The organism is Nonomuraea sp. NPDC052129, assembly GCF_040680095.1.
Lineage (GTDB): Bacteria > Actinomycetota > Actinomycetes > Streptosporangiales > Streptosporangiaceae > Nonomuraea.
Window position 1 is genome coordinate 271,420 of sequence record NZ_JBFAVX010000006.1, and the last position, 17,177, is coordinate 288,596.

Annotated in this window: 15 protein-coding genes; 6 read left to right on the forward strand and 9 right to left on the reverse strand. The window is 70.3% G+C overall.

The window, feature by feature from the left end; all coding sequences use genetic code 11:
• Window positions 1-5: 5 nt before the first annotated feature.
• The gene (locus tag AB0L53_RS17255) at window positions 6-692 is read right to left on the reverse strand and encodes an MSMEG_4193 family putative phosphomutase (protein ID WP_358204684.1); all 687 of its coding nucleotides are present in this window, start codon (window positions 690-692) and stop codon (window positions 6-8) included.
• Window positions 693-756: 64 nt separating this feature from the next.
• Here AB0L53_RS17255 and AB0L53_RS17260 point away from each other — a divergent pair, with 64 nt between their 5' ends.
• Entirely contained in the window at window positions 757-1,704 is a 948-nt protein-coding gene (locus AB0L53_RS17260) for an aldo/keto reductase (protein ID WP_358204678.1), read from the forward strand.
• 127 nt (window positions 1,705-1,831) lie between these two features.
• Window positions 1,832-2,680 carry a hypothetical protein gene (locus AB0L53_RS17265; RefSeq protein WP_363994268.1) on the forward strand — a complete coding sequence of 283 codons (849 nt, stop codon included), beginning with the start codon at window positions 1,832-1,834 and terminating at the stop codon, window positions 2,678-2,680.
• 262 nt (window positions 2,681-2,942) lie between these two features.
• Here AB0L53_RS17265 and AB0L53_RS17270 read toward each other — a convergent pair whose 3' ends face one another.
• The gene (locus AB0L53_RS17270; protein WP_363994271.1) at window positions 2,943-4,172 is read right to left on the reverse strand and encodes a transposase; all 1,230 of its coding nucleotides are present in this window, start codon (window positions 4,170-4,172) and stop codon (window positions 2,943-2,945) included.
• Window positions 4,173-4,445: 273 nt separating this feature from the next.
• On the opposite strand from AB0L53_RS17270, the gene AB0L53_RS17275 reads away from it, so the two are divergent.
• Window positions 4,446-5,621 (forward strand): pyridoxal phosphate-dependent aminotransferase, encoded by a 1,176-nt coding sequence (locus tag AB0L53_RS17275; RefSeq protein WP_363994274.1) that lies wholly within the window; start codon window positions 4,446-4,448, stop codon window positions 5,619-5,621.
• A 24-nt stretch (window positions 5,622-5,645) separates the two neighbouring features.
• Here AB0L53_RS17275 and AB0L53_RS17280 read toward each other — a convergent pair whose 3' ends face one another.
• From AB0L53_RS17280 to fabG, 3 genes are all read right to left on the reverse strand, one after another.
• Window positions 5,646-8,600 (reverse strand): hypothetical protein, encoded by a 2,955-nt coding sequence (locus AB0L53_RS17280; RefSeq protein WP_363994277.1) that lies wholly within the window; start codon window positions 8,598-8,600, stop codon window positions 5,646-5,648.
• A gap of 137 nt (window positions 8,601-8,737) precedes the next feature.
• Window positions 8,738-9,502: an enoyl-ACP reductase FabI gene (gene fabI / locus AB0L53_RS17285; RefSeq protein WP_358540636.1), complete on the reverse strand. Its 765-nt coding sequence runs from the start codon at window positions 9,500-9,502 to the stop codon at window positions 8,738-8,740.
• A 1-nt stretch (window position 9,503) separates the two neighbouring features.
• Window positions 9,504-10,199, reverse strand: a complete 696-nt coding sequence (gene fabG / locus AB0L53_RS17290; protein ID WP_363994280.1) for a 3-oxoacyl-ACP reductase FabG — start codon at window positions 10,197-10,199, stop codon at window positions 9,504-9,506.
• A gap of 77 nt (window positions 10,200-10,276) precedes the next feature.
• On the opposite strand from fabG, the gene AB0L53_RS17295 reads away from it, so the two are divergent.
• Both AB0L53_RS17295 and AB0L53_RS17300 read left to right on the forward strand, forming a co-directional pair.
• On the forward strand, window positions 10,277-11,770 hold the full coding sequence (locus tag AB0L53_RS17295; RefSeq protein ID WP_363994283.1) for a TldD/PmbA family protein: 1,494 nt from the start codon (window positions 10,277-10,279) through the stop codon (window positions 11,768-11,770).
• 59 nt (window positions 11,771-11,829) lie between these two features.
• Window positions 11,830-13,185, forward strand: coding sequence for a metallopeptidase TldD-related protein (locus AB0L53_RS17300; RefSeq protein ID WP_363994575.1), 1,356 nt, complete (start codon window positions 11,830-11,832; stop codon window positions 13,183-13,185).
• A gap of 86 nt (window positions 13,186-13,271) precedes the next feature.
• Here AB0L53_RS17300 and AB0L53_RS17305 read toward each other — a convergent pair whose 3' ends face one another.
• Window positions 13,272-13,484 carry a dodecin gene (locus AB0L53_RS17305; RefSeq protein ID WP_225291326.1) on the reverse strand — a complete coding sequence of 71 codons (213 nt, stop codon included), beginning with the start codon at window positions 13,482-13,484 and terminating at the stop codon, window positions 13,272-13,274.
• Window positions 13,485-13,581: 97 nt separating this feature from the next.
• On the opposite strand from AB0L53_RS17305, the gene AB0L53_RS17310 reads away from it, so the two are divergent.
• A complete protein-coding gene (locus AB0L53_RS17310) occupies window positions 13,582-13,896 on the forward strand; it encodes a DUF3099 domain-containing protein (protein WP_357958553.1) in 315 nt (104 codons plus the stop codon).
• Window positions 13,897-14,210: 314 nt separating this feature from the next.
• On the opposite strand, the gene AB0L53_RS17315 is transcribed toward AB0L53_RS17310, so the two are convergent.
• The 3 genes from AB0L53_RS17315 to AB0L53_RS17325 form a co-directional block, all read right to left on the reverse strand.
• The gene (locus AB0L53_RS17315) at window positions 14,211-15,086 is read right to left on the reverse strand and encodes a DUF6457 domain-containing protein (RefSeq protein ID WP_363994287.1); all 876 of its coding nucleotides are present in this window, start codon (window positions 15,084-15,086) and stop codon (window positions 14,211-14,213) included.
• Window positions 15,087-15,192: 106 nt separating this feature from the next.
• Window positions 15,193-16,182 (reverse strand): GTP 3',8-cyclase MoaA, encoded by a 990-nt coding sequence (gene moaA, locus AB0L53_RS17320; protein ID WP_363994290.1) that lies wholly within the window; start codon window positions 16,180-16,182, stop codon window positions 15,193-15,195.
• A gap of 96 nt (window positions 16,183-16,278) precedes the next feature.
• Window positions 16,279-17,058 carry a phosphotransferase gene (locus AB0L53_RS17325; protein WP_363994293.1) on the reverse strand — a complete coding sequence of 260 codons (780 nt, stop codon included), beginning with the start codon at window positions 17,056-17,058 and terminating at the stop codon, window positions 16,279-16,281.
• Between the last annotated feature and the right edge of the window lie 119 nt (window positions 17,059-17,177).

Consider the following 17,177-nt stretch of genomic DNA (forward strand, 5'->3'; position numbering starts at 1 on the left):
TGACCTTACGTGGTTCCGGGTCCACCGCCGACGGCGGCATCGCTCCCGGAGAGTTTTTCTCCCCCGTCTTTCTCCTCCGAATCCTCGGGAAGCTGCAATTCCCCCATATCGTTAAGCCTGAGAACAAAGGGGCGCAAGGGGGCATAGCGAATGACGGTGAGAGCTCCGGGATCTGCAGTTATCCGCTGAAAGTGATCCAGGTGGAGCCCCAGCGCGTCGGCGACGATGGCCTTGATCACGTCTCCGTGACTGCACGCCAGGTAGACTCCCTTCTCCCCCAGGCGTTGATTCCACTCCCGTACGGCGGCCACGGCCCGGTGTTGCATTTCCGTCAAGGCCTCCCCTTCCGGAAATGTCACCGCGCTGGGGTGCGCCTGCACCACCTGCCACAACGGCTCCTTCGCCAGTTCCTTGAGTGGCCGCCCGGTCCACGCTCCGTAACCGCACTCCACGAACCGCTCATCGGTCTGTACGGCCATGCCGCGCCCCTCGGCGACGGCCTGGGCCGTCTCCTGGCAGCGTTCGAGCGGGCTGGAGACGATGGCGTCGAGCCGGACGCCCGCGATGCGCCCGGCCAGCGCCGCGGCCTGCGCCCGGCCCGCCTCGCTCAGATGCACTCCGGGAGTGCGGCCGGCCAGCACCGGCCCGGTGAGTGCGGTGAGCCCGTGGCGGGCGAGAAGGAGGGTGGTCACCGACCAAGTGTCGCAGGCGTGGATCACGGCGTTTGACGCACCCGGGCGGTAACCTGGCGGGATCATGGAGCAGCGCTATGTCGGCCGGAGCGGCCTGTCGGTGTCCCGCCTGGGGCTCGGCACGATGACCTGGGGGCGTGACACCAGCGCCGACGACGCGGCGGCGCAGCTGCGCACCTTCATGAGCGCGGGCGGCACCCTGGTCGACACGGCCGACGTCTACACCGGCGGCGACGCCGAGCGACTGCTCGGCCGGCTGCTGCGCGACTCGGTGCCGCGCTCGGAGCTGGTGATCTCGACCAAGGCGGTGGTGACGCCCTCGGGCCGCCGGCCGCGTGACGCCTCCAGGCGCCATCTGATCGCCGCGGTCGACGACTCACTCAACCGCCTGGGACTCGACTACATCGACCTCTGGCAGCTGCACACCTACGACGCCGAGGTGCCGCTGGAGGAGACGATGGCGGCGCTCGACGCGATCGTCTCCTCGGGCCGGGCCGTCTACGCGGGCGTCTGCGACTACGCCGGCTGGCAGCTGGCCGCCGCCGCGGTCATGCAGCGGGCGATCCCGGGCCGCATCCCCATCACTTCCGCCCAGGCCGAATACTCCCTGCTGGCCCGCGAGCCGGAGCGCGAGCTGCTGCCCGCCGCCGAGCACGTGGGCGCGGGCGTGATGGCCTGGTCGCCGCTCGGCAGGGGGGTTCTGACGGGGAAGTACCGTACGGGCATCCCGGCCGATTCGCGGGCCGCTACGCCACATTTCGCCGATTTTGTCCGCCCTTATCTCGACGAACGCAGCCGTCGTGTGGTCGAATCCGTGATGACCGCGGCCGACGGGCTCGGGGTCTCGCCGTTGGCGGTGGCGCTCTCATGGGTTCGCGACCAGCCGGGCGTGGCCTCCGCTATCGTCGGTGCCCGTACGCACGCTCAGCTCGCCGGCGCACTGACCGCCGAGGACGTGGTGTTGCCGCGAGAGATACGTGAGGCCCTGGATGACGTGTCGTCGCTCGACTGAGAGCGAACGAGAGTCATGCTCGCGTGTCACGCGTCGATACCGAATCGCAACTTTAGCCGGAAAACGCCTGCGACACACCGCCGATGTCCATAAAGATTTCCCCCGTAAGCGACGCAGGAGGGGACGGATGGGCAGCAGGACCGCGATCTCGGCTGGAGCTCTCGCGCTGGCGCTGGCCGCGATCCCGGTCGTCTCCTCGCCCGCGCTGGCCGAGGCGGTCGACTGCAAACGCGGCGACGGGCTGCTGTCCGGGGTGACGAACGGCCTGTGCGACGTCGTGGAGGCGGTCACCGGCACGGTCGACAGCCTCACGGGCGACACGCTCAAACCCGTGACGAAGAAGGTCGGCGGCACCGCCGACGACCTCCTGGGAACGGTGGGCGACGCGGTCCCGACGACGATCCCCACCAGGTCGGGGCAGCCCCAGCCGACTCCGTCGGACCAGGACCTGCTGCCCAACACCCTCAGCGAGGTCTGCCTCCCGGTGCTGGCCTGCGAGCATAAGGACGCCCAGCAGCACAAGGACCCCGAACACGTCCTGGAGACCCCGTCCCCCCAGGACTCCGCCAAGCCCACTCCCACGGCGAAGCCGAACAAGCGGGAGAAGAGGGACTCGACGACGACCACCCTTCCGACGGACGGCCCGACACCGCCCGAGACCGATCCCCGCGAGCCGGACACGACCGCGAACCCGATCAAGATCCAGACGGCTGACACCGACGAGCCGCGTATCGACCTCCTGTGGCCCAACCCCTTCGCCCAGGACCTCACGGCCCCCCTGCGCGACCAGCCGATCATCCGCCCGTCGAAGCCCACTTCGGACGTCCTGGGCACCTCCTTGACGATCGCCCTGCTGACCTCGGCGATCCTGGCGACCCGCATCGTCCAGCAGCGCCGCCAGCGCACGGAGCAGCCGGACTCGATCCCCTTCGAACCGGCCAGAGCGAACAACGGCCGCCGCCACCGCCTGGCTTAGCGCCCTGCACAACAGGTCCGCCGCCACCTCCTGGCCTGACGCCCCGCCCAACAGGTCTGCCGCGGACAGCTTGCCTCGTCCGTGGAGCGCCCTGTCACGGATCCTCAGGGGCCGTGGGCGGCCACTGGGCGGATCCTCAGCGCAGGCAGATCAGCGTCTGCTGGCCGGTCGCGATGAGCTCCCGCTGGGCGCCGGTGACGCCGAAGACCTCGACCCGTGGCGGGCGCGAGAACCGCCCAGCGCCTCAGCTCCACTCTCGTCATCAACTACCACTGGTTGAAGCTGGTGGTTTGCTCTCACGGTCCCGTCTGGCGGAAGGGAGGCCGGTAGCGTGTGGCTGGTTGATAACAGCCCAGCCCGCAATGCCGCGTGCGGCGATGTTGCGGGCCGCGATGTGGTCGGCGTGCCCAGCGAGGCCGCACCTTTGGCAGACGAACCGGCCCCGCGCCGGCCTGTTCGCCCTGGACACCCACCCGCACTCCGGACACGCCTGCGAGGTATACGCGGGGTCGACCAGCACGAAGGCGACTCCGGCTCGGGCGGCTTTGTAGCGGGTGAAGGTGATCTGCTGGGCGAAGGCCCAGTTGTGCAGGGTGCGCCGCTGGAACCGATGAACCCTTACCCGCCCGCGGATACCCTGCAGATCCTCCAGGGCGATGCCACGGCCGGTGCGTTCGGCTTCGCGCACCACGTGCTTGCTGATTTGGTGGTTGAGGTCGGTCATCATCCGGTGCTCACGCCCAGACAGACGGCGCAGCACCCGCCGCGCCGCCGACGTGCCCTTCTTCTGCAGCCGTCGGCGTTGCCGGTGCCGCCGTTCCCGCAGAGTACGCACGTGCCCGTTGCCGTCGACCGACCCGGCCAAGGCGGGGCCGGGCAGCACCGCGCCGTCGCAGGTGACCGCCAGGTTCGCCACCCCTTGATCCACCCCCACAAAGCCGTGAACCGGCTCACGCACCACCGGCTTGGGCAGGATGAGGGCGACCTGCAGCAGCCACACGCCGCGCCGGCAGATCAGGTCGGCCTCCCCGAGCGGCAGCGCCTCCACGGCCTTGAGGTCTTCCGGCCGGCCGACGTAGGACACGGTGACGCGGCCGGTGGGGGTCCACAGCGACACCGTGCGGGCGTCCCGGTTGAAGCTCATCAGCCGTGCGTCATAGGGGACGGCACCGTGCGGGCGGAAGATGTGAGCGCGTTTCTTGCTGGCGCGCCGGTTGGCGTAGGCGCCGGCGACCCGGGCGATCGCCCGCACGGCAGCTTGGGCGCCCAGCCCGGCCACCTGCCCGCGCACCTCGTAGTAGGCCAGCCGGTGCAACTCCACCACAGCGAAGACACGGTGCTGCCAGGCCAGCCGGGACACGGCAGTGGCCGCCTGATTGCACACCTGCACCGCCGCGGCCAGGGCGTCGGCCTGGGCCGGGGTGGGTGTGAGCCGCAGTTGCACGATCATGGGCAAGCCGTTGCGTTTGGTGGCGGAGCGGCGGATCGCCATCGCGCACCTCCTGTCACAGCAGCCTCACCCACCGCACATATTACCGAACGTGACCGAGCCTTTCCATACTGTTTTCGAAAGGAGGAGTGGCGCTTCCTCCCGGCCCTGAAGGACCGAGTCTCCATTCAGATGAAGAGCGTCGTGGAGAACCGGCCCTGCCTCTGTGAGCTGCCGGGTTGGAACACCTTCGCGCAAACTACGCATAAGCTTCCCTTTCATGACTTTGGGCGGAGGAAGAGGCGAAACCGCGTGACCGGCACCGTAGATCGTGGCGTGAGAATCTCGCGACGCGCACAGGCTGTCGCGCCGTTCTTCGCGATGGAGTTCGGCAAGCACGCCGCTGCGCTGGAGTCCCAGGGCCATCACGTCATCAAGCTCAGCATCGGCGAACCGGACTTCGGCGCGCCCCCGGCGGTACTCGACGCGATGCGTGAGGCCATGGACGGCAGGCCGATGCCCTACACGGCGGCACTCGGGCTGCCCGAGCTGAGGCGGGCGATCGCCCGGTTCTACCGGAACGAGCACGGCGTCGAGGTCGACCCTTCCCGGGTCGTCGTGACCGCGGGAGCCTCGGCCGCCTTGGTGCTGGCCACCGCGGCACTCGTCGACACGGGCGACGAGGTGCTGATCGCGGACCCGTCGTACCCCTGCAACCGGCAGATCGTCGAAAGCTTCGGCGCCCGTGTCACGCTCATCCCCGCCACCGCCGAGACCCGGTTCCAACTGGACGCGGCATCGGTGAAGGAGAACTGGACGGACCGGACCCGAGGGATCATGATCGCCACCCCGTCGAACCCGACGGGCACCTCGGTTCCGGCCGGCGAACTGGCCGCGATCTGCGAACTCGCCCGCGAGCGTGACGCGTGGCGCCTGGTCGACGAGATCTACCTCAACCTCAGCGACCACGACGAACGGAGCCGGCCACCGCGGAGTGTGCTGTCGTTCGATCCCGGCGCCATCGTCATCAACAGCTTCTCGAAGTACTTCGGCATGACCGGCTGGCGACTCGGCTGGTGCGTCGTCCCGGAGATCCTCGTGCCGGCGATGGAACGCCTGTCCCAGAACTACTTCCTGTGCGCCTCCGCACCCGCCCAGCATGCCGCTCTGGCCTGCTTCACCCCCGAGTCCCTGGCGGTCTGCGAGGCACGCCGCGTCGAGTTCGCCGAGCGGCGCGCGCTCGTCCTCGACGGGCTGGCGCGGATCGGACTGCCGGTTCCCGTCCCGCCCGACGGCGCGTTCTACGTGTACTTCGACGTCGGCCACACCGGGCTCACCTCCTGGCAGTTCTGCGAGCGCGCGCTGCGGGAGGCCCACGTCGCCCTCACCCCGGGCAGGGACTTCGGCGTCCACACGGCGGAGACACACGTCCGGCTCTCGTACGCGGCGCCAGCGGACGATCTTCGCGAAGGACTCACCCGGCTCGGGAAGTTCGTGGCCACCCTTCAGTGAGCCGCGCGGCCGGCGAGCGACGCGTCACAGGTTGAAGGTGATGTCGTCTTGGTCGCCATGTTGAGGCCGTAGCTGCCGTAGGGTGGCGCGGTTGTCGACGTACGCCTGGTGGAAGAGTTCGGGGTCGTGGGCGGCGAGTTCCCGGTACAGGCCGACCGCTTCCTGTACTACCCGCAGTTGCTCGTCGTGCTCACCCACCCGGTCCAGCGCGGCCGACAGGTTGCCCAGGGCTTCGCCGAGGACACGGCGGTGGGCGGGGTTGCCGTCCGCCAGCTCACGGCACAGGCCGGCCGCTTCCCGTGCCACCCGCAGCTGCTCGTGGTGTTCACCCACCTGGTGCAGCGCGAACGACAGGTTGGCCAGGGCATCGGCGAGGTCGGACCGGTAAGCGTTGCCGTCCATCAGCTCACGGCACAGGCCGACCTCTTCCCGTGCCACCCGCAGTTGCTCCCCGTGCTCACCCGCCCGGTGCAGCGCGACCGACAGGTTGCCCAGGGCTCGGCGGAGGGCGGGCCGACAACCGGGGTTGCCGTCCGCCAGCTCACGGCACAGGCCGACCGCTTCCCGCGCCACCCGCAACTGCTCACCGTGCTCACCCACCCGGTTCAGCGCGGTCGTGCATTCGATCAGGGCCTCGGCGAGGTCGAATCGGTGGGCGGAGTTGCCGTCCGTCAGCTCACGGCACAGGCCGACCACTTCCCGCGCCACCAGCAGCTGCTCGCGATGCTCACGCACCCGGTTCAGCGCGGCCGACAGGTGGATCAGGGCGTGGGCAAGGGTGGGCCGGAGGGCGGGGTCGCCGTCCGCCAGCTCACGGCACAGACCGACCGCTTCCCGCGCCACCAGCAGCTGCTGCTCGCGATGCTCACCCGCCTGGTGCAGCGCGCCCGCGAGCCTGATCAGTGATCGGCCGAAACCGGGCCGGTGGGTGGGGTGATCGTCCGCCAGCCCGCGTCGCAGGTCGACCTCTTCCCGTGCCACCTGTAGCTGTTCGCGAGGGTCACCCGCGTGGTGCAGCGCGACCGACAGGTTGCCCAGGGCTCGGCCGAGGTCGCGCCGATAAGCGGGGGCACCGTCCGCAAGCTCACGGCACAGATCGACCGCTTCCCGCGCCGCCAGCAGCTGCTCGCGAGGCTCACCTGCCCCGTTCAGCGCGACCGACAGGTTGCCCAGGGCCTCGGCGAGGTCGAATCGGCGGGCGGGGGTGCCGTCCGCCAGCCCGCGCCGCAGGCCGACCGCTTCCCGGGTCACCAGCACCTGCTCCCTGTGCTCACCCACCCGCTCCAGCGCGGCCGCGAGGTCGGTCAGGGCGTCGGCGAGTTCAGGTGGGGTGCCGGTGGCGCGGGCGCCATGCAGGCGGCGGCGGGTCAGCGTGAGGGCGCAGCGGGGCAAGGCGTACGCGGGGGTGAGCCGCAGAAGCCGGGTGGTGGTGTCGGGGTCGAGGTCGGCGGCGGCAAGGGCGGTGGCGGTGGTGTGGTCCAGCTCGCGACGGTTCGTGGCGGTGGTGAGGGCGGCGTAGATGGCGTGGCGGGCCAGCCGTACCGGGTCGCCGCCCAGCAGCTGCTCGAACAGCAGCCGGGCGGGTGGGTGATGTTCGCCCGCGCGGGCCAGCAGGGTCAGGATCCGGGCGGCCTGCTCCTCGGTCGGGTCGTTCAGCAGGTGGCGGGCGAAATGGCGGTCGCCCTCCGTACGGGTCAGGCTGGTGGTGATGAACCAGTCGGCCAGCAGGTTCGGGCCGAGACGTACTCCCGCCCCTGCGGCGGGCGGGTAGAGAGAGTGAGCCCAGCGGACCAGGTTGGTGACCCGTTCGGCGGGGGCGTCGGCCAATTCAGGGACGCGCCTCAGCACCCCGATGGCGTCCGGCTCATCGGCGGGGGCGAACAGGGCCAGGGCGGCGACGATGCGGGCCAGCAGCACGTCGGTGACCGGGCCGACCGCCCACCGGTCCAGTGCGGCGGTGCCGCGCCACCAGCGTGCCTCGTGCTCGAACAGTACGCCGGCGACCTCGTCCAGGGGCGCGGGTGAGCCGGTCGGCGCGGCTTGGCGCAAAACCGTCACCATCGCCTGGGTCAGCACCTCGACCATGGTCTGGCCCTCCCGGACCGGCGCGATCGTGTCCGAGACCGGGGGCGCCGGCGTCGCCCGCGCGGCCGCGAACGCGCGGACGGCCTCGCCGTACCAGCGGATCAGGTCGGAGGTCTCCCCCAGCGGCAGCAGCGACATCACCGGGGCGCTCTTCACCAGCAGGGCGTGTTGTTCGGGGAGGTGAGATTGCAGCGCCTGGCCGAGTTCGACGCCGTGCCGGGTGATCAGCACCACCCGCAGCCGGGCCCGCCCCTCGTAGCGCGCCAGTGCGCCCAGCAGGTTCGCCAGGTCGGTTCGGATGTCGGCGTTGTCGACCAGGACCAGTACCTGGGAGTCGGCCACCGCCGCGGCCGCGTCGACCAGGTCGGCGGCCTTGCCCTCGCGCAGCCAGCCGGCCACCCACCCGTCCGCGGCGGCCTCCTGGGCGGCCCGTAACGCCAGCCGGGTCTTGCCGCACCCGCCCGGCCCGTCCACCACCAGCAGGCCCGGCACCGCCTCCTCCTGGCACCAGGCCCACAACCAGTCCCGCTCGCCACGCCGCCCCCAGAAGGGGGTGGGGCATGACTGGGGCAGCAGCAGCTCGAACACGCTGCGCTCTCCGCCGGCCGGGCCCTGCGGGTGGTGGATCAGCGGGTCCAGAACCAAGTGCAGCGCCTCGATGGCCGCGGCGGCGTCCTCGGCTCGGGTCAGCACCACGCCGAAGTACGATCCGCTGGCGCCGGCCAACGCGGCCGCCACGACCGCGATCAGCGCCCGCCACACCAGCGGCCACTCCCCCGGCACCACCAGGGGCAGGACCCCGGCACCGATACTGGCCACCGTGCCCAGCACCCACGGGTTCTTCAGCGCGCTGAGCGTCTTCAGCCTTGCCGGGTTCTTGAGCCAGCGCCCCATCACACCAGCATCCGCGCTCGCCTGCCCTCCATGCCAGGGCCTCACCAAGACAAGCCTCAGCGAAATAAGCCTCAGCGAAATAAGAAGGGCGACGCCTGTGCGGCGTCGCCCAACGTACTGGCCCGTTCAGCCTGGTATCACGCGCCGATCGCGTGGGCACCGCCGTCCACGTGGACGATCTCGCCGGTGGTGGCGGGGAACCAGTCGGACATCAGCGCCACGCACGCCTTGGCGGCGGGGACCGTGTCGGACAGGTCCCAGCCCAGCGGGGCGCGCTCCGGCCAGCTGTCCTCGAACTCCTTGAAGCCCGGGATCGACTTGGCCGCCATCGTGCGCAGCGGCCCGGCGGCGACGAGGTTGACGCGGATGTTCTGCTTGGCCAGGTCGCGGGCGAGATAGCGGTTGCACGACTCCAGGCCCGCCTTGGCGACGCCCATCCAGTCGTAGACCGGCCATGCCTTGCTCGCGTCGAAGTCGAGGCCGACGACGGCGCCGCCCTCCTTCATCAGCGGCAGGCAGGCCACGGCCAGCGACTTGTAGGAGTAGGTCGAGATGTGCAGGGCCGTGGCGACGTCCTCCCAGGTGGTGTTGAGGAAGTTGCCGCCCAGAGCGCTCTGCGGGGCGAAGCCGATGGAGTGGACGACGCCGTCGAGGCCGTCGACGTGCTCGCCGACCCGGTCGGCCAGCGTGTCGAGGTGCTCGGTGCTCTGGACGTCGAGCTCGATCACCGGCGGCGTCTCGGGCAGCCGCTTGGCGATGCGCTCGACCAGGCTCAACCGGCCGAACCCGGTGAGCACCACAGTGGCGCCCTCCTCCTGGGCCAGCTTGGCCACCGAGAACGCGATCGACGCGTCGGTGAGCACGCCGGTCACCAGGATCCGCTTGCCTTGGAGAATTCCCACGTCAGTGCCCCATTCCAAGTCCGCCGTCGACCGGGATCACGGCCCCGGTGATGTATGAGGCGTCGTCACTGGCCAGGAAGCGGACGACGCGCGCGACCTCGCTCGGCGACGCCTGGCGCCCGAGCGGGATGTTCTTGGTGATGGCCTCCACGTCGAGGTCGGCCGTCATGTCGGTGGCGACGAAGCCGGGCGAGACCACGTTGACGGTGATGCCGCGCGAGCCGTACTCGCGCGCCATGGACCGGCCGAAGCCGACGAGGCCCGCCTTGGAGGCGGCGTAGTTGGTCTGGCCCGCCGAGCCGGACAGGGCGACGACGGAGGAGACGAGGATGACGCGGCCGCGCTTGAGCTTCATCATGGGCCTGATGGCCCGCTTGGCCACGCGGTAGGCGCCGGTCAGGTTGGCGTCGATGACGTCGGTGAAGGTCTCTTCCTTCATCATCGCCAGCAGCGTGTCCTTGGTGACGCCGGCGTTGGCGACCAGCACCTCGACCGGGCCCTGCTCGGCCTCGACCTTGTCGAAAGCGGCCTCGACGTCGGACATGCTGGTCACGTCGCACTTGACGCCGAACAGCCCCTCCGGCGGCTCTCCCGATCGATAGGTGACCGCGACGGCGTCGCCGGTCGCGGCTAGTTCACGGGCGATCGCGAGGCCGATGCCGCGATTGCCTCCGGTGACGAGTACAGAGCGTGCCATGACACCTGACGCTATCTCCTACCGGCGGGTATCCACTTGTCCGGGGGATACAAGATCGCAGGGTTAGGATCGTGGACATGCGCCAGATCGATTCCGATTTCCTGGAGCTGCCGATGCGGCAGCTGGCGGACGCCGCCCTGCAACGCGCTCGTGACCTGGGCGCCGAGCATGCCGACTTCCGGTTGGAACGCGTGAGAGCCGAGTCGCTCAGCCTCTACGACGCCCGGCTCGAAGGAGCCATGGACGCCGACGACCTCGGCTACGCGGTTCGCGTCGTCAAGGGCGGCACCTGGGGCTTCGCCGCAGGCATCCATCTCACGCCCGAGGCGGCCGCGAAGGTGGCCGAGCAGGCCATCCGGGTGGCCGAGGTGAGCGCCCCGATCAACCGGGAGCCCATCGAGCTGGCCCCCGAGCCGGTCCACTCCGAGGTGGTGTGGGTCTCCGCCTACGACGTCGACCCGTTCGAGGTGCCGTCGGCGGAGAAGGTGGCGCTGCTGGCCGACTGGTCGGCCGGGCTGCTCAAGGGCGCCGACCACGTCTCGGCCCGGCTGCTGCAGGTCAAGGAGCAGAAGTTCTACGCCGACACGGCGGGCACGGTCACTACGCAGCAGCGCGTACGCGTGCATCCCAAGCTCAACGCGATGAAGGCGGCCAACGGCGGATTCGACGACATGTCGACGATCGCGCCTCCGGTCGGCCGCGGCTACGAATACCTGACGGGCACCGGCTGGGACTGGGCCGATGAGCTGGCCCAGCTGCCCGGGCTGCTGGCGGAGAAGCTGGCCGCGCCCTCGGTGGAGGCGGGCGACCACGACCTGGTGATCGACCCGTCCAATCTGTGGCTGACCATCCACGAGTCGATCGGGCACGCCACCGAGCTCGACCGGGCGCTCGGCTACGAGGCCGCCTACGCGGGCACCAGCTTCGCCACCTTCGACCAGCTCAACGAGCTCGTCTACGGCTCCCCGGTGATGAACGTGACCGGCGACAGGACCGTCACGCACGGCCTGGCCACGATCGGCTTCGACGACGAGGGCGTGCAGGGGCAGAGCTTCGACATCGTCAGGGACGGCATCCTGGTCGGCTACCAGCTCGACCGGCGGATGGCGCTGATGAAGGGGTTCGGGCAGTCCAACGGGTGCGCGTTCGCCGACTCGCCGGGGCACATGCCCATCCAGCGGATGGCCAACGTCTCGCTGGCCGCCGCGCCCGGCGGGCCGTCGACCGAGGAGCTCATCTCGCGGGTCGAGCGGGGCCTCTACATCGTCGGCGACAAGAGCTGGTCGATCGACATGCAGCGCTACAACTTCCAGTTCACCGGGCAGCGGGCCTACCGGATCTCGCACGGCCGGCTGGCCGGGCAGGTGCGCGACTTCGCCTACCAGGCGACCACAACGGACTTCTGGCAGTCGATGGAGGCCGTCGGCGGGCCGCAGACGTACGTGCTGGGCGGCGCCTTCAACTGCGGCAAGGGCCAGCCTGGCCAGGTCGCGCCGGTCAGCCACGGCTGCCCGTCCGGCCTGTTCAGGGATGTACGGATCCTCAACACCGTGCAGGAGGGTGGAAAGTGAGCGAGCAGCGATCCGCAGCGGGCCATACCGGTCTGCCTGTCCAGATCTCTCCGCAGGACATGGTGGAGAAGGCTCTGGAGCTGTCCACCAACGATGGCTGCGTCGTGCTCGTGGACGAGGGGTCCACGGCCAACCTGCGGTTCGCGGGCAACACGCTCACGACCAATGGCGTGGCCCGCTCCGCCCGGCTGACCGTGATCTCGATCGCCGGCCAGGGCGTGGGCGTGGTCTCGCGCGCCGCCGTACGACCGCATCAGCTCGCCGACGTGGTGGCCGCGGCCGACCGGGCGGCGCGCGAGGCGCAGCCGGCCGAGGACGCGCGGCCGCTGGTCGAGGGCCTGCCGGCGAGCGCCTCGTGGGCCGAGCCGGTGACCCCGACCGACATCGGGGTGTTCGAACGGTTCGCGCCCGCGCTCGGCGAGGCGTTCGCCGCCGCGGAGGCGGGCGGCAGGAGGCTGTACGGCTTCGCGGAGCACTCGCTGACCTCGACGTTCCTCGGCACCTCCAGCGGGCTGCGGCTGCGCCACGACCAGCCGTCCGGCCGGCTGGAGCTCAACGCCAAGTCGGCTGACCTGAAGCGCTCGGCCTGGACGGGCGTGGGCACCCGCGACTTCTCCGACGTGGACGTGGCGGCGCTCGACGCGTCGCTGGCTCAGCGGCTCGAGTGGGCCAAGACCCGGGTGGACCTGCCCGCGGGGCGCTACGAGGCCCTGCTGCCGCCGAGCGCGGTGGCCGACCTGATGATCTACGCCTACTGGTCCGCGGGCGCCAGGGACGCGCTGGACGGCCGCTCGGTGTTCGCCAAGCCGGGTGGCGGCACCCGGGTCGGTGAGCAGTTGGCCACGCTGCCGGTGACGCTCGTCAGCGATCCGGCCGCCCCGGGCATCGAGTGCGCGCCGTTCGTGGTCGCCCACGCCTCCAGCCGCGAGAGCTCGATCTTCGACAACGGCCTGCCGCTGTCGGCGACCGAGTGGGTGCGGGAAGGGCAGCTCACGGCGCTGCGGCAGACGCGCTACTCGGCCGAGCTCAGCGGACTGCCGGTCACGCCCTCGATCGACAACCTGATCGTGCGGGCTCCCGGCGACGGGCGCTCGCTGACGGAGATGATCGCCGACACCGAGCGCGGCCTGCTGCTCACGTGCCTGTGGTACATCCGCGAGGTCGATCCGCAGACGCTGCTGGTGACCGGGCTCACCCGTGACGGGGTCTACCTGGTCGAGCACGGCGAGGTCGTGGGCGAGGTGAACAACTTCCGCTTCAACGAGAGCCCGGTCGACCTGCTGGGGCGGGTCTCGGAGGTGGGTTCCAGCGAGCAGACGCTGCCGCGCGAGTGGGGCGACTACTTCAGCCGTACCGTGATGCCGGCCATCAGGGTGCCGGACTTCAACATGTCCACGGTCAGCCAGGCGAGCTGACCCTTTCGCCGTAGCACTGGCTCATGAGCGCGTCCGGGACTCACCTGGGCGCGCTCATGGCCGTTTCAGCGCTCTGCTCGGGGCCGTCAGGCGTCCTCGAGGCGGAAGCCCACCTTCATGCCGACCTGGAAGTGCGCCACCTCGCCCGCGTCGATGTGCCCGCGCACCTCCGTCACCTCGAACCAGTCGAGGTGCCGCAGCGTCTCCGACGCGCGTCTGATCCCGTTGCGGATGGCCTGGTCGATGCTCTCCCCCGACGTGCCGACGATCTCGGTCACCCGGTACGTACGATCCGTCATCTCCACACTCCTTACTCGAAGGCCATGATCGCATGACCGCTGCCGCCGCCCCTGGTCGCTGTCGCGTGCGGCGCACCCGGGGTCTACCGTGGATGTCATGAAGGGGTGGCGCAAGAAGCAGGACGTCCACCAGGTCACGGACGCGAAACCGTCGCTGAGCTCGGACATCCACCGGCGGGAGATCAGCTACCTCATCAAGATGGGGATCCGCACACTGTGCCTGATCCTGGCCGTGGTCGTCCCGGTGCCCGTGCCGTACCGGCTGCTGTTCATCGCCGCGGCCGTCTTTTTGCCATACATAGCCGTAATCGGGGCCAATGAGAGGGGCAGGGATGCCCCTCCCCCTACCTTTCACACACCGGAAGCTAACCAAAGCGAGATACCAAGGCATCGACGCGAGATCGGGTCGTGACTAAGTCTTGACGCATCCCATGGGTTGTAGGTGTACGCTTTAGGCAAGCGCTCCGGTCCCCCGTCGGAGTGCTGGTGCCGGCGTTCCGGGCCCCCGTCGGAACGCCGATGAAGCGACGCCGGGTGGTTTGCCCCCGTAACCACCCGGCGTCGCCCTTTTCCTGGGGAAACTCTCACTCGGACGATCAGTCCAATGCCCCGGAACCCTGTTGGGTAGGGCCGCTTTCCCAAAATCGTTTACGCTCTCTGCCGCTCATTATTCGCAGAAAATTGGCAACTTTGAGCATGGCTTGACACCAACAGTTCGTTGGGGTGTCAACTCTCGGTCAGCGTCTCGGTCGTGGCCGCGCCCCAGTTCTTGGCGAGCGCGGTAATCCGGGCGACGGCGTCCTCGGGCGCGGTGCCGGCGCCCTCGGCGAGCCCCAGCAGATAGGCGGTCAGCGGCGCGGCGGGCCTGGCGACGCCGTGCGCCACCTCCTTGGTCAGGTCCAGGATCAGGTCCCGGTCGACGCGGGCCGGGTCGATGCCCAGCTCCTGGCAGGCCAGGGCGGTCCACTCGTTCAGCACGTTCATGCGAGCCTCCTCTAGATCGTCCATTGTGTCGCAGTCGAACCACGGCCGGCCGGACAGCGCGACGCGCGCGTGGACGAGCGGGCCGAGCAGCCCTTTCAGTGAGCGCCCGGTGTAGCCGTCCAGCGCTCGGCGCAGCGTTTCGGCAGGCCACAGGCTCAGCAACCACTGCTCCCGCCCGCCGTCGTCCACCGCCACCACTCCGCCACCGACGCTCCCGGCGTCCATGCCCTCGCCGATGACGCCCCTGGCATCCGCGCATTCGCCACCGGTGCCCGTCGCACGAGCCGAGGCGCGGAGCAGTTCGGCGACGTGTCCGGCTCTGAGGTACGGGAGATCTCCCGCGAGCAGCACCACCCGTGGCGCCGTGACCTCGCGCAGCCCGGCCCGCAACGCCGGAACCGGCCCGCCGCCCGGCGGATCCTCCCGCGCGAAGAACACTCCCGGCAGTGGGCGTTCGGGGCCGACCACGATCACCCTGCGGGCTCCGGCGGCCGCCAGGACGACGCCCTCGATCATCGCCCGCGCCCCGACACTCAAGCCGGGCTTGTCCACGCCGCCCAGCCGGCGCGCTTGTCCCCCGGCCAGGATGACCGCGTCGTACTCTCCGCCGATCGTCACGCCCCCACGGTACGCACCCCGGCCACGGCTCTCGGTCGGCGGGGCAGCGCCCGCACCGCGTACGGATACGGGCAAGCCGCTCCGTACGACGTACGGCTAAAGAGGGCTAGCCGCCGATCGCCGACATCGGGCGGGACGGCTGGAGGAAGGACGGGTCGTCGATGCCGTGCCCGGCGCGCTTGCGCGAGACGGCGGCGATCCAGCGAGCGGCGAGTTCCTCGTCGGAGGCGCCGGCCCGCAGGGGTGTCTTCAGGTCGGACTCCTCGGTGGCGAACAGGCAGTTGCGGATCTGCCCGTCGGCGGTCAGCCGTACGCGGTCGCAGGCGCCGCAGAACGGGCGCGTCACCGAGCCGATCACGCCCACCCGGGCGGGGCCGCCGTCCACCAGGAAGCGCTCGGCGGGGGCGCTGCCGCGATCCTCCAGATCGTCGGCCGTGAGGTCGAACGAGTCCGACAGCATCGCGAGGATCTCGTCGGCGGTCACCATGTTCGCGCGGCTCCAGCCGTGCTGGGCGTCGAGCGGCATCTGCTCGATGAAGCGCAGTTCGTAGCCCTGCTCGAGGCAATAGCGCAGCAGCGGCACTGCCTCGTGGTCGTTGATGTCGCGCATCAGGACCGTGTTGACCTTGACGGGGCGCAGGCCCGCCTCGTGGGCGGCGCTGAGCCCGGCGATCACGTCGTCGAACCTGTCGCGGTGCGCGAGCCGCTTGAAGGTGTCGCGGTCGAGGGTGTCGAGGGAGACGTTCACCCGGTCGAGGCCGGCTTCGACGAGCACCCCGGCCAGCCGGGCCAGCCCGATGCCGTTGGTCGTCAGCGACACCTGCGGCCTGGGGTCGAGCGCCACGGTGCGCCCGACGATGTCGGGCAGTTCGCGGCGCAGCAGCGGCTCACCGCCGGTGTAGCGGATCTCGGTGATCCCCAGCCGCTCGACGCCGATCGTGACCAGCCTGACGATCTCGTCGGCTGTGAGGAGCTGGGCGTTGGGCAGCCAGTCGAGCCCTTCGGGCGGCATGCAGTAGGTGCAGCGCAGGTTGCACTTGTCCGTGAGGGACACCCGCAGATCCGTCGCCACCCGTCCGAACGAGTCTCGCAACATGGCGTCACCTCCAATCCGTCGCCAGAGCCCAGCCTATGCCGGTCTTCCTGCCGCTCCCAAACCCGACAACTCACCGGACGACAACGCGGTTCGCGATCAGGTGATTCCTCGCCCGGCGTTCCGGAACTCCGTGGCGTGGCGAGTGATGTGTTCGATGTCCGTCAGGTACAGGTCGGCGTGCCCGTCGGTCAGGTGGGCGGCGAACGCCTCGTTCCCGGCCGCGGCCTGCCGCCGCATGTGATCCACCATCGCCCGCAGCCGTTCGGCCGCCATCTCGGGCAGGGCCGTACGCTCGTCACCGGAAAGGCCATAGGCGTCGGCGAGCAGCCGGAGCCGCCTGGCCTGCTCGGTCACCGACGTCACGGCCTCGCCGTTGCCGACGGCCGACAGCGGGACGAACCGGTAGGCGGCGTAGGCGACGTCCCACAGGCGCGGCCCGGGATGGGCGGTGTCGAAGTCGATGAGCGCCACCGGCAGGCCGTCGCGGTAGACGCAGTTGTAGGGCGCGATGTCGCTGTGGCAGACGACCTCGGCCGGCTCGCGCGCCGGGAAGTACCACTCGGCGTCCGGTGCCGCGAAATCGGTGGTGGCGTCGTGATAGGCCCGCATGAGTACGGCCAGCGCCTCCAGCGCGGCGTCGCTCCAGGCGTAGGCGGGCACCGGGTAGTGCGCCACATCGCCCGGGACGAAGTCGAGGATCTCCCGGCCGGCCTCGTCCAGCCCGTACGCGCGGGGCGCCCCGTCGAACCCGGCGGCGGCGAGGTGATCCAGCAGACGGTGTACGGCGGGCGTCCAGGGACCGGCCGGCCGCCGGACGGTGTTCCCGACCCGGACGACCTCATTGACCCCGCCACCCGCCAACGGCTCTTCGATCATCCGCGGGACTCTACGCCATCACCGGTTGAGCCATGCGCCCGCCTGGGTGGCGCGCACCTAGGAACAGCGCTGCCTGTCAGCGGACAGGGGTGGGCGGGAGACTGGCGAAGGAACAGAGA

What these genes read in the sequence shown, in the direction of transcription:
- AB0L53_RS17305 (WP_225291326.1), bottom strand. Translation starts at nt 13,484, where the DNA reads ATGACGGATCGTACGTACCGGGTGACCGAGATCGTCGGCACGTCGGGG.
- AB0L53_RS17265 (WP_363994268.1), top strand. Translation starts at nt 1,832, where the DNA reads ATGGGCAGCAGGACCGCGATCTCGGCTGGAGCTCTCGCGCTGGCGCTG.
- fabG (WP_363994280.1), bottom strand. Translation starts at nt 10,199, where the DNA reads ATGGCACGCTCTGTACTCGTCACCGGAGGCAATCGCGGCATCGGCCTC.
- AB0L53_RS17270 (WP_363994271.1), bottom strand. Translation starts at nt 4,172, where the DNA reads ATGGCGATCCGCCGCTCCGCCACCAAACGCAACGGCTTGCCCATGATC.
- AB0L53_RS17300 (WP_363994575.1), top strand. Translation starts at nt 11,830, where the DNA reads ATGGTGGAGAAGGCTCTGGAGCTGTCCACCAACGATGGCTGCGTCGTG.
- AB0L53_RS17310 (WP_357958553.1), top strand. Translation starts at nt 13,582, where the DNA reads ATGAAGGGGTGGCGCAAGAAGCAGGACGTCCACCAGGTCACGGACGCG.
- AB0L53_RS17295 (WP_363994283.1), top strand. Translation starts at nt 10,277, where the DNA reads ATGCGCCAGATCGATTCCGATTTCCTGGAGCTGCCGATGCGGCAGCTG.
- moaA (WP_363994290.1), bottom strand. Translation starts at nt 16,182, where the DNA reads ATGTTGCGAGACTCGTTCGGACGGGTGGCGACGGATCTGCGGGTGTCC.
- AB0L53_RS17325 (WP_363994293.1), bottom strand. Translation starts at nt 17,058, where the DNA reads ATGATCGAAGAGCCGTTGGCGGGTGGCGGGGTCAATGAGGTCGTCCGG.
- AB0L53_RS17280 (WP_363994277.1), bottom strand. Translation starts at nt 8,600, where the DNA reads ATGGGGCGCTGGCTCAAGAACCCGGCAAGGCTGAAGACGCTCAGCGCG.
- AB0L53_RS17260 (WP_358204678.1), top strand. Translation starts at nt 757, where the DNA reads ATGGAGCAGCGCTATGTCGGCCGGAGCGGCCTGTCGGTGTCCCGCCTG.